The sequence below is a fragment of the Rhodococcus sp. RS1C4 genome (assembly GCF_002258225.1).
Lineage (GTDB): Bacteria > Actinomycetota > Actinomycetes > Mycobacteriales > Mycobacteriaceae > Rhodococcoides > Rhodococcoides fascians_E.
Map to the genome: position 1 here is coordinate 1 of NZ_NOXZ01000049.1, position 19,955 is coordinate 19,955.

At 66.3% G+C, this 19,955-nt stretch carries 17 protein-coding genes and 2 pseudogenes; 5 read left to right on the forward strand and 14 right to left on the reverse strand.

Annotated features, from left to right (window positions below; all coding sequences use genetic code 11):
- Positions 1-50 precede the first annotated feature (50 nt).
- From CH289_RS24970 to CH289_RS24985, 4 genes are all read right to left on the reverse strand, one after another.
- Entirely contained in the window at positions 51-992 is a 942-nt protein-coding gene (locus CH289_RS24970) for a lysophospholipid acyltransferase family protein (protein WP_020110351.1), read from the reverse strand.
- Entirely contained in the window at positions 989-1,831 is an 843-nt protein-coding gene (locus CH289_RS24975) for a GNAT family N-acetyltransferase (RefSeq protein WP_027498574.1), read from the reverse strand. The genes CH289_RS24970 and CH289_RS24975 overlap by 4 nt, the downstream gene beginning before the upstream one ends.
- 135 nt (positions 1,832-1,966) lie before the next feature.
- A complete protein-coding gene (locus CH289_RS24980; RefSeq protein ID WP_019664335.1) occupies positions 1,967-2,923 on the reverse strand; it encodes an electron transfer flavoprotein subunit alpha/FixB family protein in 957 nt (318 codons plus the stop codon).
- 45 nt (positions 2,924-2,968) lie between these two features.
- Positions 2,969-3,769, reverse strand: a complete 801-nt coding sequence (locus CH289_RS24985) for an electron transfer flavoprotein subunit beta/FixA family protein (protein ID WP_019664336.1) — start codon at positions 3,767-3,769, stop codon at positions 2,969-2,971.
- 221 nt (positions 3,770-3,990) lie between these two features.
- On the opposite strand from CH289_RS24985, the gene CH289_RS24990 reads away from it, so the two are divergent.
- From CH289_RS24990 to CH289_RS25000, 3 genes are read left to right on the forward strand one after another with little or no spacing between them, the layout of a single operon-like run.
- Entirely contained in the window at positions 3,991-4,782 is a 792-nt protein-coding gene (locus CH289_RS24990; protein WP_019664337.1) for a class I SAM-dependent methyltransferase, read from the forward strand.
- A gap of 32 nt (positions 4,783-4,814) precedes the next feature.
- The gene (locus CH289_RS24995; protein ID WP_176458852.1) at positions 4,815-6,365 is read left to right on the forward strand and encodes a 1,4-alpha-glucan branching protein domain-containing protein; all 1,551 of its coding nucleotides are present in this window, start codon (positions 4,815-4,817) and stop codon (positions 6,363-6,365) included.
- Positions 6,362-7,609: a glycosyltransferase family 4 protein gene (locus CH289_RS25000; protein WP_019664339.1), complete on the forward strand. Its 1,248-nt coding sequence runs from the start codon at positions 6,362-6,364 to the stop codon at positions 7,607-7,609. Before CH289_RS24995 ends, CH289_RS25000 begins: the two co-directional genes overlap by 4 nt.
- Here CH289_RS25000 and CH289_RS25005 read toward each other — a convergent pair.
- Positions 7,592-8,368, reverse strand: a complete 777-nt coding sequence (locus CH289_RS25005) for an acyltransferase (protein WP_019664340.1) — start codon at positions 8,366-8,368, stop codon at positions 7,592-7,594. The two genes, CH289_RS25000 and CH289_RS25005, sit on opposite strands and share 18 nt — an antisense overlap.
- Positions 8,369-8,604: 236 nt before the next feature.
- Between CH289_RS25005 and CH289_RS25010 the strand changes: the two genes are divergently transcribed.
- Entirely contained in the window at positions 8,605-9,915 is a 1,311-nt protein-coding gene (locus tag CH289_RS25010) for an outer membrane protein assembly factor BamB family protein (RefSeq protein ID WP_230594063.1), read from the forward strand.
- Here CH289_RS25010 and CH289_RS25015 read toward each other — a convergent pair.
- Genes CH289_RS25015 through CH289_RS25035 form a run of 5 tightly spaced genes read right to left on the reverse strand, consistent with a single transcriptional unit; the run spans position 9,882 to position 14,698 of the window.
- Positions 9,882-11,084, reverse strand: coding sequence for a THUMP-like domain-containing protein (locus CH289_RS25015; protein WP_020110355.1), 1,203 nt, complete (start codon positions 11,082-11,084; stop codon positions 9,882-9,884). The two genes, CH289_RS25010 and CH289_RS25015, sit on opposite strands and share 34 nt — an antisense overlap.
- A gap of 33 nt (positions 11,085-11,117) precedes the next feature.
- Positions 11,118-12,155: a class I SAM-dependent methyltransferase gene (locus CH289_RS25020; protein ID WP_020110356.1), complete on the reverse strand. Its 1,038-nt coding sequence runs from the start codon at positions 12,153-12,155 to the stop codon at positions 11,118-11,120.
- Between the two features lie 57 nt (positions 12,156-12,212).
- Positions 12,213-12,992 (reverse strand): enoyl-CoA hydratase/isomerase family protein, encoded by a 780-nt coding sequence (locus CH289_RS25025; RefSeq protein WP_019664344.1) that lies wholly within the window; start codon positions 12,990-12,992, stop codon positions 12,213-12,215.
- A 28-nt stretch (positions 12,993-13,020) separates the two neighbouring features.
- Positions 13,021-13,821, reverse strand: a complete 801-nt coding sequence (locus CH289_RS25030) for an NUDIX hydrolase (RefSeq protein ID WP_020110357.1) — start codon at positions 13,819-13,821, stop codon at positions 13,021-13,023.
- 34 nt (positions 13,822-13,855) lie between these two features.
- Positions 13,856-14,698, reverse strand: coding sequence for an ABC transporter ATP-binding protein (locus CH289_RS25035; RefSeq protein ID WP_094728818.1), 843 nt, complete (start codon positions 14,696-14,698; stop codon positions 13,856-13,858).
- Between the two features lie 31 nt (positions 14,699-14,729).
- On the opposite strand from CH289_RS25035, the gene glgX reads away from it, so the two are divergent.
- A complete protein-coding gene (gene glgX / locus CH289_RS25040; RefSeq protein WP_020110359.1) occupies positions 14,730-16,883 on the forward strand; it encodes a glycogen debranching protein GlgX in 2,154 nt (717 codons plus the stop codon).
- Positions 16,884-16,942: 59 nt separating this feature from the next.
- Here glgX and yczE read toward each other — a convergent pair.
- The 4 genes and pseudogenes from yczE to CH289_RS28825 form a co-directional block, all read right to left on the reverse strand.
- Positions 16,943-17,488, reverse strand: a pseudogene (yczE, locus tag CH289_RS29075) (membrane protein YczE); the annotation flags it as partial.
- Positions 17,489-17,602: 114 nt separating this feature from the next.
- Positions 17,603-18,394, reverse strand: coding sequence for an aminoacyl-tRNA hydrolase (locus tag CH289_RS25050; RefSeq protein WP_020110360.1), 792 nt, complete (start codon positions 18,392-18,394; stop codon positions 17,603-17,605).
- Positions 18,391-19,632 (reverse strand): phosphoserine phosphatase SerB, encoded by a 1,242-nt coding sequence (gene serB, locus CH289_RS25055; RefSeq protein WP_051127719.1) that lies wholly within the window; start codon positions 19,630-19,632, stop codon positions 18,391-18,393. Before serB ends, CH289_RS25050 begins: the two co-directional genes overlap by 4 nt.
- 130 nt (positions 19,633-19,762) lie before the next feature.
- A pseudogene (locus CH289_RS28825) lies at positions 19,763-19,955 on the reverse strand (cytochrome ubiquinol oxidase subunit I); the annotation flags it as partial.

The following is a 19,955-nucleotide window of genomic DNA, read 5'->3' on the forward strand; positions in this document are numbered from 1 at the left end:
CGTGTACCTCGATCATGCTGCCACGACACCCGTCCAGCCGAGGTTCCTGCTCAGCGGTGCACCGGTCGCTGCGGGGCTCGGACGACGTCGAGGGTGACGACATCGTGCACGGTCGGGTCGAGCCGATCACCGGATCGCGCCGCCGCCTCGCAACGCCTCGCGAGATCCCGACGGTCGGAGCCCGGCGCCTCGGGAGCGGTCAGTTCCACGCGCGCGACGATTCCTTTCAGCCGCAGGATTCGGCCGATCGACTGACCGATGGTCTCGTCGCCGACGAAGCACGTCGCCGTCGTACGAGCAGAATTTCCGTCTACGTACGCGAGCCGGACCGGCTGCACCCAGGTCTCGGTGTCGATCGCGGCCTGGAACATCGCAGGCCGGAACGAGCCGTACGCCTGTCCGCACCAGGTCGTCGCTTCCGGGAACACCACAACCGTTCCACCGCCGCGCAGTCTGTCCGCAACCTGGTCGACGGTCCCCGGGAGCGCACGTAGTTTCTGCCGGTTAATGGGAAGCACCTTCATTGCCCTGGCCAACAGGCCCAGTACCGGCCACTCGATCAGGTCGCCGCGGGCGACGAACGTCGCCGGTCGCAGTGCCGTCAGGACCAGTACGTCCGTCCAGGAAATGTGTCCGGCCACGACGAGCGCGCCGTGTTCGGTACGGGAGCGTTCCCGATCCGACCGCGGGTCGTGGACGCAGAGCCCGATACCGACGGCGAACAGCAACATCCGCGCACCGAATCGAGTGACGCGCCTGCGCAGTCGGGGTGAGACCACACCGACGGCGATCAGTACCGGAAGTAGCGCGACCGCGAACAGCGCGACCAGAATGCGCAGTGCGACCACCACCGAACCCACGGTTGCGCTCCCGCGCGCGATGCAGCCGTCTCCGCACGGGCTGGACGGCATCCACGCATGATCCACCACCTGTTCCGTCACGGCCGATTCGGCTGCGCGGCCGGACGAGTCGACGATGTTCGATGCGGTCATCCCTGTCCCCTCGTCTCGTAGGTGTTGGCCGCGCTTCTCAACCGGTCCAGGTACCGAGTGTTGGCATCGCTCAGCCCGAGCAGTGCGACGAAATCCGCGACACCGAAGTCGGGGTCGTGCGACGGTTCTCCGCACACCACCGCGTTCAGTCGCAGGTATCCGCGAAGCAGCGGAGGGATCGATGTGCGAGCAGGGGCCACGATCTCGTCGAGACCGCGGCCGTCGACCACGACGGGGTTACGTGGGATCACGCGGCGGTCGGGTGCCGATCCATGCTTGTCCAGCAGGAAGTCGCGGACGCCCCGGACGTTCGCCCCCGGAACGTCGTCGGCGGACGCCTGCATGGGTACCGATACGCATCCCATGACCCATTCGAGGCCGGTCACTTCGAGGTAGTGCAGGATTCCAGCCCACATGAGTCCGAGGACGGAGCCGGATCGATGCTCGGGCCGCACGACGGCGCGTCCCATCTCGACTACCGAGGATGCGGACGGATTCAGGGCTGTGAGATCGAATTCCGTTGCGGTGTAGTAACCCCCGGCTGCGATGGCGGCGTCGGGAGTGAGCATGCGGTAGCAACCGACGAAGTCGTCGGTTGTGTTGTCGCGGACGAGAAGATGGTCGCAGAATTCGTCGAAGCGGTCGGCGTCGCGGCCGCTGGGATCTCGGGGGATGTCGTATCCGGGTTCGGACGCGAACACGTCGTAGCGGAGTTTCTGAGCGGCGTCGCGATGATCTCGGTCGGTGGACAGGACGAGCGAATAGCGGTCGGCAGCTCGGCCCTTCGTGGCCGACTCGGGCACGGACGATGCACGCGAGTTCATGACTGAAGTGGTCATGCAAGTTGTCTAACGAGCCGCGGCCACGTCAGCGCATCAGGTGGGTAACGTGTCCGAACACGTTGCGTGAACGACAGAAACGCCCCCACCCCCCCGAAACGGGGAGGCGGGGGCGTGTCGTCTGTCCGGGCGATATCAGCCCTTGTGCTTCTTCACCGCTTCGGTGAGCTGAGGTGCGACGTTGAACAGGTCGCCCACGATGCCGTAGTCGGCGATCTCGAAGATGGGTGCTTCTTCGTCCTTGTTGACTGCGACGATGGTCTTCGAGGTCTGCATTCCGGCGCGGTGCTGGATGGCGCCGGAGATGCCGAGTGCGATGTAGAGCTGCGGGGAGACCGTCTTACCGGTCTGACCCACCTGGAACTGACCCGGGTAGTAACCGGAATCCACCGCTGCACGCGACGCACCGACCGCTGCGCCGAGCGAATCGGCCAGGTCCTCGACGACGTTGAACTTGTCCGCACTGCCGACGCCACGGCCACCGGACACGACGACGGTCGCTTCGGTGAGTTCCGGGCGGTCGCCACCGACGATCGGGTCACGCGAGGTGACCTTGACGACGCCGTCTTCCTGTGCCGGTACCTCGACTGTTTCGCGGCTACCCGCGCCTGCCTTCGGCTCGGCTTCCACGGCACCCGGACGCAACGAGATGACGGGGACGTCTCCGTTGGCCTTCGCCTCGACGGTGAACGCGCCACCGAAGATCGAGTAGGTGGCACTGCCGTCGCCGTTCACGGCGATGACGTCGTTGTGCAGACCGGAGCCCAGGCGCGCCGCGAGGCGTCCCGCGACTTCCTTGCCTTCGATGCTGGCTGCGGTGATGATCGCGGCGGGCGAGACGGACTCGGCGAGTGCCGAGAGTACGTCGACCTTGGGGGTGATGATGAAGCCGTCGATGTCGTCGGACTCTGCGGCGTAGATCTTCTCCGCGCCTGCCTCGGTCAATGCGTCGGCCAGCTTGTCGGTGGTACCGGCGGGACCGGTGACGACTGCCGACGGCTCGCCGAGTGCACGGGCCGCGGTGATCAGCTCGGTGCTGACCTTCTTGAGGGTTCCCTCGACGTGCTCCACGAGCACGAGTACTTCTGCCATGACTTGCTCTCCTTAAGTGGTCTGCGCGGCGTTACGTCGGCGGGATCAGATGATCTTCTGGCCTACGAGGTAGGTGGCGATCTTGTCGCCGCCGTCGCCCTCGTCGGTGACCCGCTCGCCTGCAGTCTTGGGAGGCTTGGGGGTGGACGACGTGACGGTCGTTCCTGCGTTCTCCACGCCGACGATGCCGTCTTCGACGCCGATCTCGGCGAGCGTGATGGTCTGCACCGTCTTCTTCTTCGCGGCCATGATGCCCTTGAAGGACGGGAAGCGCGGCTCGTTGATCTTCTCGGTGACGCTGACGATGGCCGGCAGTGCTGCCTCGAGGCCGAAGATGCCCTCGTCCGTCTCGCGCTCGCCCGACACGGTGCCGTCGGCGACGGTCAGCTTGCGGAGCTGGGTGAGAGCGGGAATCTGGAGGTACTCGGCGATGATCGCCGGTACAGCGCCCGTACGGCCGTCGGTGGCCTCGTTACCCGCGATGATCAGATCGGCGGGCTCGTCGTTCTCGAACGCGACGTTTCCGAGCGCAGCTGCAAGCGCGTACGCAGTCTGGATGGCGTCGGACCCGTGGAGCGACGGGTCGTTGAGGTGCACGGCGCTGTCGGCACCCATGGACAGAGCCTTGCGGATGGCATCGGTGGCGCGGTCGGGGCCTGCGGACAGCACCTTCACCTCGCCGCCCTGTGATTCCTTGATGAGCAGGGCTTCTTCGACGGCGCGCTCGTTGATCTCGTCGAGAACGGCGTCGGCTGCCTCGCGGTCGAGCGTGTAGTCACCGTCGGTGAGTTTGCGCTCGGACCACGTGTCGGGAACCTGCTTGATCAAAACAACGATGTTCGTCATGGGTCTGCGTCGACCTCCTGGTCATGTTCCGCTGATTCGTAGGGTGAATCGGGTCGTGCCTTATGGGTTCTTGCTGTTCTAGGCCCTGCCGTAGATTACCCCATGTTTAGTTACTGGTGGGTAACTTACCGCATTTCCGATCCGACAATACATCCGCCCCCTCCTGATCGGACGCCACTGCCGATGGTTCTTCTCCGTACCTAGGCACTACCCTCTCGTCGGTGAGCGAATCATCGACAGCCAACGCGGACGCACCGCTCCCCCTCACCGGCGAGCGCACGGTTCCTGGCATCGCGGAGGAGAACTACTGGTTCCGCCGACACGAGGTCGTGTACGAGCACCTGCTGGGGCGGTGCCGGCACCGCGTCGTCCTCGAGGCGGGATCGGGAGAAGGGTACGGCGCCAACATGATCGACGCCGTTGCCGAGTCGGTCACCGGCGTGGACTACGACGCAGGCGCCGCCGCTCACGTGCACGATCGGTATCGCGGAGTCCGCATGCTCCGCGGCAATCTGGCGCAGCTGCCCCTTCGCGACGACTCGGTGGACGTGGTCGTCAACTTCCAGGTGATCGAGCATCTGTGGGATCAGGGGCAGTTCCTCGACGAGTGCTTCCGGGTCCTCCGCCCGGGTGGAGAGTTGCTCGTCAGTACACCGAATCGCATCACGTTCTCCCCGGGGCGAGACACTCCGTTGAATCCGTTCCACACGCGCGAGCTGAACGCCGACGAGTTGTCGGAGCTGCTGGAACAGGCCGGTTTCACCGTCGACGTGATGACCGGTGTTCATCACGGGTCCACGCTGCGCGATCTCGACTCCAAACACGGAGGGTCGTTCATCGACGCTCAGATCGAGCGCGCACTCGCCGGGGAGCCCTGGCCGGCAGCCCTCTCGGCCGATGTCGCATCGATCACCACGGCAGATTTCGACATCCACCCGACGGACATGGACGGGAGCCTCGACCTGGTCGCCGTCGCGATCAAGCCTCACGGCGGAGCTGCGGTGAGCGGGTGAGCACACCTTCACCGAAGGTGACCGAACCGGGCATGTTCGCTCTGGTTCTGCACTCGCACCTGCCCTGGCTCGCCAATCACGGCCGATGGCCGGTCGGCGAGGAGTGGTTGTACCAATCGTGGGCGGACTCCTATCTGCCGCTGACGGACATGCTCTCGACGCTCGCCGACGAGGGACGTACCAACCTGCTCTCGCTCGGAATCACGCCGGTGCTCGCCGCTCAACTCGACGACCCGCATTGCCTTGCGGGGATGCATCATTGGCTCGGAAACTGGCAGCTGCGCGCACACGAGGCAACCGATCGCGCGATGTCGATCCGCGAACACAGAAGCGCTGCACGGGCACTCGACACATTCGAAACGAAATGGCGGCACGGCGGATCACCGGTCGTTCGCACACTCGTCGACGCAGGAACGGTCGAACTGCTCGGCGGTCCCCTCGCCCACCCCTTCCAACCGCTGCTCGATCCGAGACTGCGCGAATTCTCGCTGTCCGAGGGGCTTTCCGACGCGGCGAGGCGGTGGGGCACACGGCCCACCGGCATCTGGGCACCAGAGTGTGCGTACGCACCGGGGATGGAAGTCGGATACGCAGACGCAGGGGTCACCCATTTCATGGTCGACGGCCCATCCCTGCGAGGCGACACGACGCTCGGGCGACCGGTGCGAGAATCCGACGTCGTCGCGTTCGGGCGCGATCTCGAGGTCAGCTATCGCGTGTGGTCGCCGAAATCCGGTTACCCCGGGCACGCCTCGTACCGCGACTTCCACACCTACGACCATGCGACCGGGCTCAAGCACGCCCGTGTCACCGGGCGAACCGTCGACTCGGCCGACAAAGAGCCCTACGATCCAGCCGCCGCGTCCGCCGCGATCGACATCCACGTCGCGGATTTCGTCGACACGGTCAGGCGCAGGCTCCGCTCCGAGTCCGATCGCATCGGTCGACCCGCACTCGTCGTGGCGGCGTTCGACACGGAACTGTTCGGCCACTGGTGGTTCGAGGGCCCGGTGTGGCTCGAACGCGTCCTGCGAGCCCTGCCGGAAGCCGGGATCGACGTCGGAACCCTGGACGACGCTCGCACCAAGGGATTCGTCGGCGCACCGGTCCAGTTGACCGAGTCCTCGTGGGGGTCGGGCAAGGACTGGCGCGTGTGGAACGGAGACGCCGTACGCGATCTGGTTGCACTGAACGCCGAGGTGGTCGAGGCAGCACTGAGCGCACTCGACGGTCAGCGCACGATGGACGGGCAGCGATCGGGCATGCCCGAATTGCGCAACAGGGTGAACGACCAGATTCTGCGTGAGACACTCAACACGGTTGCCAGTGACTGGGCGTTCATGGTCAGCAAGGACACGGCGGCCGGATATGCGCGTCAGCGCGCGCATGTTCACGCCCACGCTCTCCGGGAGATCGCGGACGCGGTCCGCGGTGGTCGTCACGACGACGCGGAGCGGCTCGCACGCGGGTGGAACCAGGCAGATGGGCTGTTCCCGGCGCTCGACGCTCGTCGAGTGGCAGGAAAGTACGACCCGAAGAACCTGCAGCACGGATCGGGAGCTCGGAGGGGAGCACTGAAGTGAAGATTCTGATGGTCTCGTGGGAGTACCCGCCGGTCGTCGTCGGAGGGCTGGGCCGACACGTCCATCATCTGGCTACCGAACTCGTCTCCGCTGGGCACGAAGTCGTCGTTCTGGCGCGCCGCCCGACGGGCACCGATGCGTCGACCCATCCCACGCACCATCGCATCGACGACGGCGTCCTGGTGGTCGCGGTGGCCGAGGATCCCGCACACTTCGTCTTCGGCGAGGACATGCTGGCGTGGACCCTTGCCATGGGACACGCGATGGTTCGCGCCGGAATCGCACTCGGCAAACCGGGCCTTGGCGACGGCTGGCAACCCGACGTGGTCCACGCGCACGACTGGCTGGTGGCGCACCCTTCCATCGCGCTCGCCGAACACTTCGACGTCCCCCTCGTCTCGACGATCCACGCCACCGAGGCGGGCAGGCACAGTGGCTGGATCTCCGGCACGATCAATCGTCAGGTGCATTCCATCGAATGGTGGCTGGCCAACGATTCCGACGCGGTCATCACCTGTTCGGCGTCGATGAAGGACGAGGTCACTCGACTGTTCGGGATTCGCGACTCGGCGGTGTCGGTCATCAGGAACGGCATCGACATCCGCACGTGGAACTTCCGTCCTCGCCAGCCTCGCCAGGAACCCGCCACACTGCTGTACGTCGGCCGTCTCGAATACGAGAAGGGCATACAGGACGTCATCGCCGCCATGCCGCGCATCCGTCGGAGCCATCCCGGCACCACGCTGCACATCGCAGGCGAGGGAACGCAGTTCGCTTGGCTGGCGGAGCTCGCCCGGACGCATCGGGTGACCCGCGCAGTCTCGTTCCTCGGATCGCTCGACCACACGGAACTGCTGTCCTGGCTCCACGGAGCCGACGCGATCGTCCTACCCAGCCGCTACGAGCCCTTCGGCATCATCGCTCTCGAAGCCGCCGCAGCGGGAACCCCGCTGGTGGCGTCGACTGCCGGTGGGCTGGGTGAAGCGATCGTCGACGGCGTGACCGGTCTGTCCTTCGAGCCGTCCGACGTCGCAGGCCTCGCCGCTGGGGTTCGGCGCGTTCTCGACAACGTCGATGCAGCTCAGGAGCGTGCGCACGCTGCCCGCGAGCGGTTGACCGTCGACTTCGACTGGAAGCACGTCGCGGAAGCCACCGCCCAGGTCTATCTGGCCGCGAAACGGAAGGTGCGGTATCCGCTCGCGCGGCCCACAATCGTCGAACGCGCTCTACCCGAGCGCAGTTGAGTCGCCGCGCGCAGCTTCCGCCGCCCTGAGTGCTTTCTTGCGTTCGATGTCCTCGAGCGCAGCGATGTATTTCGCGCGCTCGGCAGCACCGGCTTCCCAGTCGGCCTTGCGGTTGCGGACCACCTTGGCCGGTGCACCGACGGCGATGCTGTAATCCGGTACGACACCTTTGACGACGGCGTGTGCACCGAGCACACATCCGCGGCCGACGCTGGTCTCGCGTAGAACCGTCACCTTGGCGGCGATCCAGGTGTCGGGACCGATCCGGACCGGTCCCTTGACGATCCCCTGGTCCTTGATCGGTGTGGTGACGTCGTCCATCCGATGGTCGAAATCGCAGATGTAGCACCAGTCCGCAACGAGCGTCGACGCACCGATCTCGATGTCGAGGTAGGTGTTGACGACGTTGTCCTTGCCGAAGACCACTTTGTCGCCGATCCGCAGCGATCCTTCGTGGCAGCGAATGGCATTGCCGTCGCCGATGTGTACCCATCGCCCGATCTCCAGCCGGGACAACTCGGGAGTCGAATGGATCTCGACGTTCTTGCCGAGGAACACCATTCCCCGAAGCACGACATGAGGATTGGCAGCCTTGAACCGAGCGAGCCGGTAGTACCGAACGAGGTACCACGGTGTGTAGGCCTTGTTCTTCAGCACCCAGCGGAGCGAGTCGCGGGTGAGGAACCTGGCCTGATCCTCGTCGCGTCGTCGGGATCCCCGCCAGCGTGAACGCAGCGGCGCGTTCCACATGCTCGTCATAGCCGTCCACCCTAGCGGCACTGCAGGGTGACTCGGAACGACCCGGGGACGGCAGGAGTGGAGCTTGCGGAACGACCCGGGGACGGCAGGAGTGGAGCTTGCGGAACGACCCGATAGGGCACGAGTGGAGCCTGCGGGACGATCGGTGTGGACCGCTTTGGCCATCGCGACGGTGGCCGGGATAGTCTCTGTCCTTGAATCATGTGCGTCGGACACGGTCGAGGAGAAGTAACAAGGTGCTTGGCGGTAGAGCTGGTGTGGCTCGCGTGGTGTCGCTGGCGACCGTTGCAGCCCTGACCGCCGCGGCGTGCGGCGGGGGCGGCGAGGCAATCGACGCCTTCGCGCCCGACGGGTGGCCTGTCGTGCACGGTGACTCCCGGAACAGCAGCTCCACCGAGCATGTCGGACTGTCGGACGTTCGATTCGCGTGGTCGCGGCCGCTGGGGGCGACGACGTCGTCGCCGGTGTCGATCGCGGCGAGCGGTCAGATGTTCGTCTCGACGTTCGGTGAGGCCGGGTGCAATCTCTTCTCGTTCGAGATCGAGTCGGGCCGTAAGCGTTGGTGCAACCGTGTGGGGCCGTCCGTGGGCACCGAGACACCTCTGGTCGATTCCGTGGCCAATGTGTACGTCGGCGACGACGGTGGGTTCTCGTCGTTCAACGAGCACGGTCAATTGCGTTGGCGCACTCCCACCAACGGCGTTCCACGTTCTGCGCAGTTCCTCGGTGACGGTAGCGTTCTGGCTGTGACGCAGTTCGGTCAGATCAATGTCCTGGACACCCAGACCGGCAAGTCCGTCGTGCCGATCCACGATCTGATCGACCCTCCCGACTTCCTGGCCGAGCCCGGCGCCGATTTTCTTCCGCCTGCAACCGGTCTCGATGCGTGCGCGTCGGGTTCCGCCGAGTGCGCGGTGGCGGCCACGCCTGCCGTGGACCTGGATGCGTCGAACATCTATCTCGTTTTGTGGCGTTCGGGTGCCGTTGCACCGCAGTTGATCTCGCTGCACTACGACGCGGAGGCGACACCGTCGATCACGGAGCGTTGGTCGTCGGAACTGCTCCCGGCCGGAGTGTCGTCGAGTCCTGTTCTGTCGGAGGACGGCTCGACGATCTATCTCGCCGACGTCGACGGCCGGGTGTCCGCGTTCGACGCCTCGAACGGTGCGCAGCGGTGGACGTTCGGAGCCGGATTCGGTGCGAGCAACACACCATCGGTCGCGGGCGACGGTTCGATCGTCCCGTCGGGCGGCGAGGGGTCGGTGCGCTCCATCCGCGACGACGGCACCAGCGCGAGTGTCTCGTGGTCGCGAGATGATCTGCAGCAGTTGGGTACTCCGGTGAGCACCGCCGACGGCCGCATCGTCACGGTCGTCGGCCGGGGTGACGACGTAGTGCTCGTTGCGCTGGACTCGGCGAGCGGGGAGACGGTGTCCGAGCAGGTGCTCGACGGCGCCTCCGGCTCCACGGTCGGTACGTCGATCGGGCCGGACGGCCAGGTGGTCACGTCGACCTACCTCGGCGAGATCTTCACCTTCACGTCCTGATCGGTCCTGCCCGGGCGACGAGCCTGGCAGACGAACGCCACACCGGACCGGCCGATCCGCGTGATGATCACCGACAGTGCTGTGTCCCCCTTCAGCTTCAGGCGGGGCCGTAGCACTGCGGGGTCGACGTCCACGCCACGCACCAGGATCTCCACCGATCCGCATCCGTGCGCGGCAAGGGCCTGCCGCAACGATTTCTCCGAGTACTTGATCCGGTCGAGGATGCGGAATCCGTTCACGCCCTCGGGCACCGCGTTGCCGGTCAGGTATGCGATGCGCGGATCGAGTTGCCACAACCCGTGCCGAGCCCCGTAGTGACGAACGAGACCTGCGCGGACGATGGCTCCGTCGGGGTCGATCAACCACTCCCCGGGTTCGGCGGAGTCGATGTCGTCGGGCTCGGAATCGGTGATCTCGTAGGCGGATCCGTCGGAACTCAGTACCGACGCGCGCCGTGTGATCGACGTCGTGGACAGGCCGTCGGACCACAGGCACGCTTCCTTGACCCCGCCGTCGAGCGACACCAGTTCGACTTCACCGGCCCACCCGAGTGAGTCGAAATCCAAACCGGGAGCGCACTTGACGACGAGATCGCGGCCGGAGTACGTCTCGATCAGGTCCGGTAGCGGCGGCTGCAGAGCCGCAGGGTCATGGGTGCGTCTGCCTCCGGAACGTCGCCCGGGGTCGGCGAGCACGACGGTGCCGCGGGACACGGGGACGAGTGCGTCGGCGCGAACGACCGACGCCGCCGGAACGTTGTGGCGTGCCATGCGCAACCGCACCGGGTCGAGGTCGCTTCCCAGCACGGTCCGTGCGGTACGGACCAACGAGTCCAGTTCGGTGCCGATCGAGCAGGTGACGTCGTGCACGTCGCGGCCCGCGAGCCGCTCGGCACGGCGCCGCGCCACGATCGTCGGCGTCGCCTGCTGCACGGCGTCGTCGGTCAGCAGCCATGACTCGGCACCGTCGAGCTTGCCCGACGCCTTGCGCCGCACGGTGGTGGTCTCGACGAGCACGGCGGCGTTCTCGCCGAACCTGCTGCGTGCCGCGGTGACGTCCGCGAGCATGGATTGCCTGGTCAGCGCCCGGCCGGACATCCAGTCGAGCGCACCGACGCCGACATCACCGGTGAGGTAGTCGATGTCGGCGTCGGTGAAGGTGTAGCTCATGACAGTGCCGATACGTTCAGCGAGTGCGAACGGTCAGGACGGCTTCACACCGGTGATCATCACGTTGTAGAAGAATCCACGCGGCACGACGTGCTTGAGCACGTTCTCGTCGACCCAGCTGAGTGTCTTCCAGCCGGCGAACGCGAACTTGGCCCAGTTCCATCCCAGCTTCTCGGCGGGAACTGCTGCTTCGAACGTTCGGACCGGCCAGCCGAGCAGCGCTGCGGCGAACTCTTCCGTTCGCGCCTCGACGTCGACGGCACCCGCGCTCGCCGCGATGTTCTCGAGATCGCTCGGATCGAACGTGTGCAGGTCGACGACGGCTTCGAGAGCCGCGGCCCGCGAGGACTCGTCGAGTTCCTCCTGCGGCTTGCGCCAGCTCTCCAGGAACGGCAGTTTCGTGATTCGCGTGGTGGTTTCCCACGTAGCGCGGCCCAACCACCGAGCGTAGAAGTTTCCGACCGTCGTCGGCTCGCCGGCGAACACGAAGCGGCCCCCGGGCTTGAGCACGCGGAGTACCTCGCGGAGCGACTGCTCCACGTCCGGAATATGGTGCAGCACGGCGTGTCCGACGACGAGATCGAACGTGTTGTCCTCGTACGGGATGGTCTCCGCGTCCGCGACACGGCCGTCGACGTCGAGGTTCAGGTGCTCGGCGTTGCGCAGTGCCACCTTGACCATGCCCGGCGACAGGTCCGTGACCGAACCCTTCTTCGCGATACCCGCCTGCATGAGGTTCAGCAGGAAGAACCCGGTCCCACACCCCAGTTCGAGTGCGCGACCGTACGGCAGCGCGTCCTGCGCGTCGGGAGCGGAGCCGACCGCTTGATCGAACCGTCCGCGGGCGTAGTCGATGCAGCGCTCGTCGTACGAGATGGACCACTTGTCGTCGTACGTCTCGGCCTCCCAGTCGTGGTAGAGGACCTGGGCGAGCTTGGTGTCGCTCCGCGCGGCCTCCACCTGCTCCGCCGTGGCGTGCGGGTTGGGCGCGGGGTCCGGTACGACGTGGAGGCTGGAATCAGCGCCGGCCGCCTTGGTGTCGGACGAACCGTCGTGAGGGCTTGCAGTCATGAGGGCAGCCTACTATCCGGTAGGAAATGAACAAGTTCCAGTTTCGTGGTCAGGCGGTCACTCGCCGGTGAAGTCGGCCTTGCCCGGTCCGTTGGCGATGAACGACTCCATGCCGATGGTCCGATCCTTCGTCGCGAACAGAGCGGCGAACTGCTGAGCTTCGATCTTCAGGCCCGTGTGCAGATCCGTGTCGAGGCCCTGGTCGATCGACGCCTTGGCCGCAGCCAGCGCCCGCGAAGCACCCTTGGTGAACTGCGACGCCCATTTTCTCGCGGCGTTGTACACCTCGTCCGGGGCGACGACCTCGTCGACCAGTCCGATGCGGAGCGCTTCCTCGGCTCCGACGAATCGACCGGTGAAGACCAGATCCTTGGCCTTGCTCGGACCCACGAGCCGTGCCAACCGCTGGGTACCGCCGCCGCCGGGGATGACGCCGAGAAGCACTTCCGGCACACCGAGTTTCGCATTGTCGCCCGCAATTCGCCGGTCGGCGCTCAACGCGACCTCGAGGCCACCTCCGAGTGCGTAACCCGTGATCGCCGCGACGACGGGTTTGGGGATCTCGGACACCGACCCGAGTGCGGACTGCAGATCCCCGATGATGTCGGTCATCTGCGCGGGCGACAACTCCACCATTTCCTTGATGTCCGCACCGGCGGCGAAGACCTTCTCGCCGCCGTAGACGATGACAGCCTTGACCGATGAATCGATCGTCGCGGCACGCGCGGCGGCCCTGATCTCCTCTTGCACCTGACGGTTCAACGCGTTCATCGGTGGTCGATCCAAGCGGATGGTGCCGATACCGTCGGATACCTCGAGATTCACGAACTCAGCCATGTCCGCACACGCTACCGGGTGCCCGGTGTCATCTCCCCGACCACGGGTGCGCACTGCCCGCGTAGTAGGCCTCGTGGTCGGGAAAGTCGACCCGCAGTTCCCCGTCGACGTGGTAGAGGTTCGGCTGGATGGGAGTGATGACCGGTTCCGCGGCAAGGACGTCGGACACCGAGTCGAAGGCCGACAACCCGGCCAGTTGACTCCACGTGGGGGGAAGCAGAATCGTCCGTCCGCCGCGCCAGTCGTCCAGTGCGGATTCGAGTGACCGCCACCCGACCGACGCGGCCTCGCGCGTGTCACCGTCGGCGATCTGCCCTTCGGGCGTGACCGCGACGAAGAAGTGGGTGTCGTAGCGGCGCGCCTCGCCGTTCGGCGTGATCCAGTTGGACCACGGTCGCAGCAGGTCGGTCCGCAGGACCAGACCGTGGCGCTCGAGGAAGGCTGCGAAGGTGAGTTCGTGCCGTTCGAGTGCCGCCCGGTCGTCGGCGTAGACGGAGGTGTCACGCACAACCGAGTCGGGTGTCGGACCGGCGAGCAGCACTCCGCATTCCTCGAACGTCTCGCGGGCCGCCGCGCAGACGAGTGACGCAGCTCTGCGTTCGTCGACGCCCAGCCTGCTTGCCCACCACGAGGCGTCGGGCCCTGCCCAGGCCAGGTCGGCGTCACCGTCGGACGCGTCGACGCCGCCGCCGGGAAACACGGTCATGCCGCCGGCGAACGCCATGCCGGACACGCGCTCGAGGAGGAACACCTCGATTCCGGCCGTGGCATCGCGGACGAGGATCACGGTCGACGCGTCCCGGGCGGGCACAACTTCGGTCGGAGTCATCCTCGGAAACTACAACGTCCGATTGTCGGACGTGTCACCGGCGGTGCTGCCCGGCAGCTCGTGTCCGCCGAGCGAAGAAACGCCCGTCGACCCGATCGAGAGTGATCGACTGGCTGAATGCCTCCGTCAGGTTCTCGGCGGTGATCACGTCGTCGACGAGCCCCTGCGCCACCACACCACCTTCCTTCAGCAGCAGTGCGTGACTGAAGCCCGGGGGAATCTCCTCGACGTGGTGGGTGATCAGGACGGTGGCCGGTGCGTCGGGATCGGCGGCGAGATCCGCCAGTCGCGCGACGAGTTCCTCGCGGCCGACCAGGTCGAGACCCGCGGCGGGCTCGTCGAGCAGAAGGAGTTCGGGGTCGGTCATCAACGCACGGGCGATCAACACGCGCTTGCGTTCGCCTTCGGACAACGTTCCGTACGTCCGCTGCGACAGATGTTCGGCTCCGAGACTCTCCAGCATGTCCACCGCGCGCTCGGTGTCCATGTCGTCGTACCGTTCACGCCACCGTCCCAGCACGCTGTATCCGGCGGACACGACCAGATCGCTCACCGTCTCGTCGGCAGGGATGCGATGAGCGAGAGCCGACGACGACAGTCCGATGCGCGTCTTGAGATCAGCGACGTTGGCCTTCCCCATCACTTCACCGAGGACGTGTGCGGTGCCCGACGTCGGATGCACCTCGGCGGCTGCGATCCGCATCAGGGAGGTCTTGCCCGCCCCGTTGGGTCCGAGCACCACCCATCGTTCGTCGAGTTCCACCTGCCAGGTGACCGGGCCGACCAGCGTCACCCCACCTCGCCTGATGAGTACGTCGTTGAAATCGATGAGCAAATCGGGATCCGGTTCAGACACGTGATCTATCTTGTCGCACATCCATCCCCCACACACGGCAGGATCTCGAAGCGTGTCGCCCTTCATTGATCACACCGACGATCGTCCCGCCTCCCGCGAGGAGTCCTCTCCTCCGGGCTCTCCGTTTCCGTTGGGAGCTACTGCGTCGGCAAGTGGTACGCAATTCGCGGTCCACTCGCCCGAGGCCGACGGCGTCGAGGTATGCCTTGTCGATCCCGACGGCTCCGAACGGCGCGTCGAACTTCGGGAGAAGACCTTCGGGATTCGGCACGGTTTCGTCCCCGGCGTGACCCCCGGCACCAGATACGGGTTCCGAGCGCACGGTCCGTGGGACCCGGCGGGCGGGCGACGCTTCAACGGCCGGAAGATTCTTCTCGACCCCGCGGGCCGGCAGATCGCCGGGCAGCTGGGCGACGCGCACGCCCTTCTCCCCTACGACGACGAGCCGTTCGGGCAACCGAGCACAGTCGATTCGCTCGGGCACATGCCGTTGTCGGTCGTCACCGACCCGGCCGTCCTGCGCGAGGTCGTCCGGCCGTCCGTTCCCTGGGATCGAACCGTGCTGTACGAGCTCCACGTCGGCGCCTACACCGCCAGACATCCGGACGTACCCGCGCAGCACCGAGGGACGTACCTGGGCCTCACGGCACCCGCGGTACTCCGACACCTGACCACACTCGGCGTGACGACGGTGGAACTTCTTCCGGTGCAGGCGATGTCGACCGAACCCGACGTGCGGGCACGGGGAATGCGTAACCACTGGGGATATTCGACGGGTGCGTTCTTCGCGCCCGATCCACGTTTCGCGTCCGAACCCGGCGCCGAGGTGACCGAGTTCAAGACGATGGTCGACGTACTGCACAGCGCCGGAATCGAAGTCGTGCTCGACGTCGTCTACAACCACACGTGCGAGTCGTCGGTGTCCGGGCCGTCGATCAGCTGGCGCGGACTCGACGCGCCGGGTTACTACCTGCTGGACGGTCGCGGTTACGACGTCGACATCACCGGGTGCGGCAACACACTCGACTCCGCGTCGCCCGCCGTGGTGCGCATGGTCTGTGACAGCCTGCGGTACTGGACCGAGGTCATGGGAGTCGACGGCTTCCGATTCGATCTCGCCAGCACGCTGGGCCGGCCGGGAGGGTGGCGATTCGATTCCCGCGCACCCCTCCTCACAGCCATCACGACCGATCCGGTTCTCTCACGAGTCAAGCTCATCGCCGAGCCGTGGGATGCAACGGGAGCCGGCTATCAAGTGGGTGGATTCGGCCCGATGTGGTCCGAATGGAACGACCGCTATCGCGACACGATCCGCCGATTCTGGGCGGAACAGATCGGTGTGCGCGAGCTCGCGTCACGGCTCGCCGGATCCGAGGACATCTACGGCGGTGGCAGCCGAAAGCCCTGGGCATCGATCAATTTCGTCACCGCCCACGACGGCTTCACCGCCCGGGACCTCGTGTCGTACTCGCGCAAGCACAACGAGGCCAACGGCGAGGAGAACCGCGACGGGACCGACAACAACATCTCGGTCGACCACGGCGTCGAAGGACCGACGGACGACCCGGCCGTCACCGGTGCACGAGCCCGCCACGTACGCGCACTGCTCGCCACCCTTGCACTGTCCACCGGAACGCCGATGCTGCTCGCCGGAGACGAACTGGGACACACGCAGTTCGGCAACAACAACGCGTACTGCATCGCCGAGGACGCACCAGCCGAGGACGCGTGGGCGATCGACTGGTCGAACGTCGATTCCGATCTCGTCGCGTTCGTCTCACGCGTGCTTCGGATCAGACGAAGCGCACCGTCGCTCCGGCAGCAGGAATTCTTCTTCGGACGGGACACCCCGTCGGGCCGACCGGACCTGGTCTGGTTCGACGGACACGGCAGCGAGTTGACGACCGAACAGTGGAACGACGACTCCGTCCGCACCATCCAGGCGTGGGTCGACGGCGGCGACGTCCGGTCCTACGAACCGGACGGCGTGCGCGTCGACGACGACAGCTCACTGCTGATCGTGCACTCCGGTGGTCCGACGGAGATCTCACTGGCCTGCCCGTCGTGGGCTGCCCGACGATTCGCGCCGGTGTTCGATTCGGCCGAACCACGCGGCATTCCGACCGACGCGGCGTCCGTCGAAGCCGGATCGGCGATCTCGCTGACCGGACCGGGTGTGCTCGTGTTCCGCAGCGACGGCAGGTAAGTCATGAACAGTTGAACGAGGGGTCCGATTCCGAACGCGTACAGCAGGGTCCCGACCCCGACAGTGCCGCCCAGGAGCCACCCCGTTGCCACCACCGCCAACTCGATGCACGTGCGAATCAGTCGCACGGACAGTCCGGTTCGCGCGACGAGTCCTGTCATCAACCCGTCGCGCGGACCCGGCCCCATGCCCGCACCGATGTACAGCGCAGTCGCGAAGGCGTTCACGACGATTCCGGTCACCAACAGCGCGATGCGGACGGCCATGTTCCCTACCTCCGGGAGCCAGTGCAGCGTGGCGTCCACCGCGATCGCAATGACCACGACGTTGCTGACGGTCCCCAGTCCGGGCTTCTGGCGCAACGGAATCCACAGGAGCAGAACGACGGCGCCGGTCAGTGCGGTGATCGCGCCGAAGCTCAACGGCACGTGCCGGCTGACTCCTTGATGGAACACATCCCACGGATCGAGGCCGAGACCGGCCGTCACCATCAACGCCATGGACGCTCCGTAGAGCCACAGTCCGACGTAGAGGGCAACCAGTCGGATCGTCAGTTCTCTGCGTGCGCGCGGCGGCACCGGTGTGTCGAGCTTCGTCCTTCTCATTCACCCAGTGTCGTTCTGATCTGGCGCTTGCCGAAACATCCAGTTTTCAGGCAGTGGACCCCTCCGACCGGACGTGGACGCTGTACGGCGGCGTGATCGTCGGGTCCGTGGAGACTACGGTCGGATTGCCGCGACTACCGTCATCGAGCCGGGCGCCACCTCGGTGAACCCCGCATCCCGCACGGCCACGGCCTGACCTGCCTCGACCAGGGCACGCGCTCGGCGCCACTGCTGCTCGTCGGCGTCACGCACGGAACAGGCGAACCCGGTGTGCGCCCAGTCCTGGCACTGCTCCGGAGTCATCGCGCCCGCGAGCAACATCGACGCGTGTCCGACCTGAGCGGCGGCTTTCCCCACCGTCATCTCGAGGGCCGGATCTATCCACAGCACCGGTACTCCCGGTGTCGGTGCACCCGCGTCGTCGTGCGCGACATCGGTGCCGCCGATCTGCAGACGCTTCACGCGAGGATCCAGGTCACCCACCCTGCCGGGAACGAAAGCGCGGGCGTGCGCGCCGCCGACGTCGACGGTCAGTCCGGGAACGTCCTGCGCAGCGGTCCAGTGCGCGCCCCGCGCGCGCCTGGCGACCTTGCGGATTCTCGACCCGGTCCACGCGAGGAAGCGGTCCTCCCACTCGCCGCCGGATCCGACACGTTCGTCCAGACACACCGCGACGGCCGCGGCCGCGGCGGCTTCCAGCAGACTGCTGCGCGGCGGCGGATCCGCCTTGGGGATGTGCAGAACGACGGCCATCGCCAGCACGTCCGCGGGATCCTCCGGATCGGCACGACCGCCGTAGCCCCGGGCCAGCACCGCATGCCGCTCGGCGAACGTGCTGAGCGAACTCTCGGCGGTCGCCTCCATCGGCCCGGCGCCGGGCACCGGGGTTTCCGGGATGTCGCTCACAGGATCGGGACTCGCCTGACGCCGCCGTCGACGGCGTCCGCAGCTTCGATCTCACTACGTGTCACGCCCAACATGAACAGGACCGCGTCGAGGTACGGGTGCGAGATCGCGGTGTCCGCGATCTCGCGCAACGCAGGCTTGGCGTTGAACGCCACTCCGAGACCCGCGGCGGTCAGCATGTCGATGTCGTTCGCTCCGTCTCCGACGGCCACCGTCTGTTCCATCGGAACACCGGCCTGGGCCGCGAACTCGCGCAACGCTGTCGCTTTGGCAGCTCGGTCGACGATCTCGCCGACCACACGCCCGGTCAGTTTGCCGTCGACGATCTCGAGTGTGTTCGCCTTGACGAAATCCAGTTCCAGCTCGTGAGCGAGTCCCTCGATGACCTGACGGAAACCACCGGAGACGACGCCGCAGGCGTACCCGAGACGACGCAGCGTACGAATGGTCGTGCGGGCACCCGCCGTCAGCTCGAGCTCGTCGGCGACGTCTTCGATGACGGATGCGTCGAGTCCGGCCAATGCCTGCACGCGTTGGTGCAGCGACTCGGTGAAATCGATCTCGCCGCGCATGGCGGATTCGGTGACCGCGCGAACCTCGGCCTCACGTCCGGCTTTGGCAGCCAGCATCTCGATCACTTCGCCCTGAACCAGCGTCGAGTCGACGTCGAAGACGATGAGTCGCTTGGAGCGGCGCGCGATGCCTGCGCGTTCGACGGCCACGTCGACGCCGACGCCCGCCGCGACCTCGGACAGACCTTTTCTGAGTTGACGGTCTGCGTCCGGCGACGTGTTGGTGGCCGTGACGTCGAGTTCGAGACCCGTGACCGGATAGTCGGCGACTCCGCGAATGGAGTCGATGTTGGCACCCTGTCTCGCGAGCTCGCGCGAGATGCTGCTGAAGGCCCGAGCGGTGACCGGACGGCCGAGGACGACGACGACGTGAGTCGCGAGACTCCGACTGCCCACCGGGTCGGCACCGATCTCGACGTCGACGTGGACGCCGACGGTGGACATGGCTTCCTCCAGCTCGTCCTGCAGTGCCTCGGGATCGCGTGGGCACGACAGCAGGACGCCGAGAGTCAGTCGGCCGCGGATGACCACCTGCTCCACATCGAGGAGGCTCACCTCGTGACGCGAGAGCGCCGCGAACAGAACCGAGGTGACGCCAGGTTTGTCGGGCCCGGTGACGGTGACGAGTACAGCGATGTCCTCGGTAGCGAAACCTCTGTCAGGCACCGATTCTCCCTTCGCGACGACGCTGACCTCGGTGGTGCGTCGCCATTCTTGCTGCTTCACTGATCAGATTGTCGCAAGCGAAGAGCCCCGCCCGAGTTCCGGGAGGGGCTCTTGCCGACTGACTGGATGTTTACTTAGGGTCGTGGTCGCCGGATCCTTCGTGGTCGCTCGTCGCGATAGGTGCGCGACGTGCCTGTTCGAGGACTTCGGTGGTGTGTCCACCATGGGCACCTGGTCCGACGTGGGCTTCGGCGCGGAGGCGTTCGACCATGTGCGGGTAGTGCAGTTCGAACGCGGGACGCTCGGAACGGATCCGGTGCCTT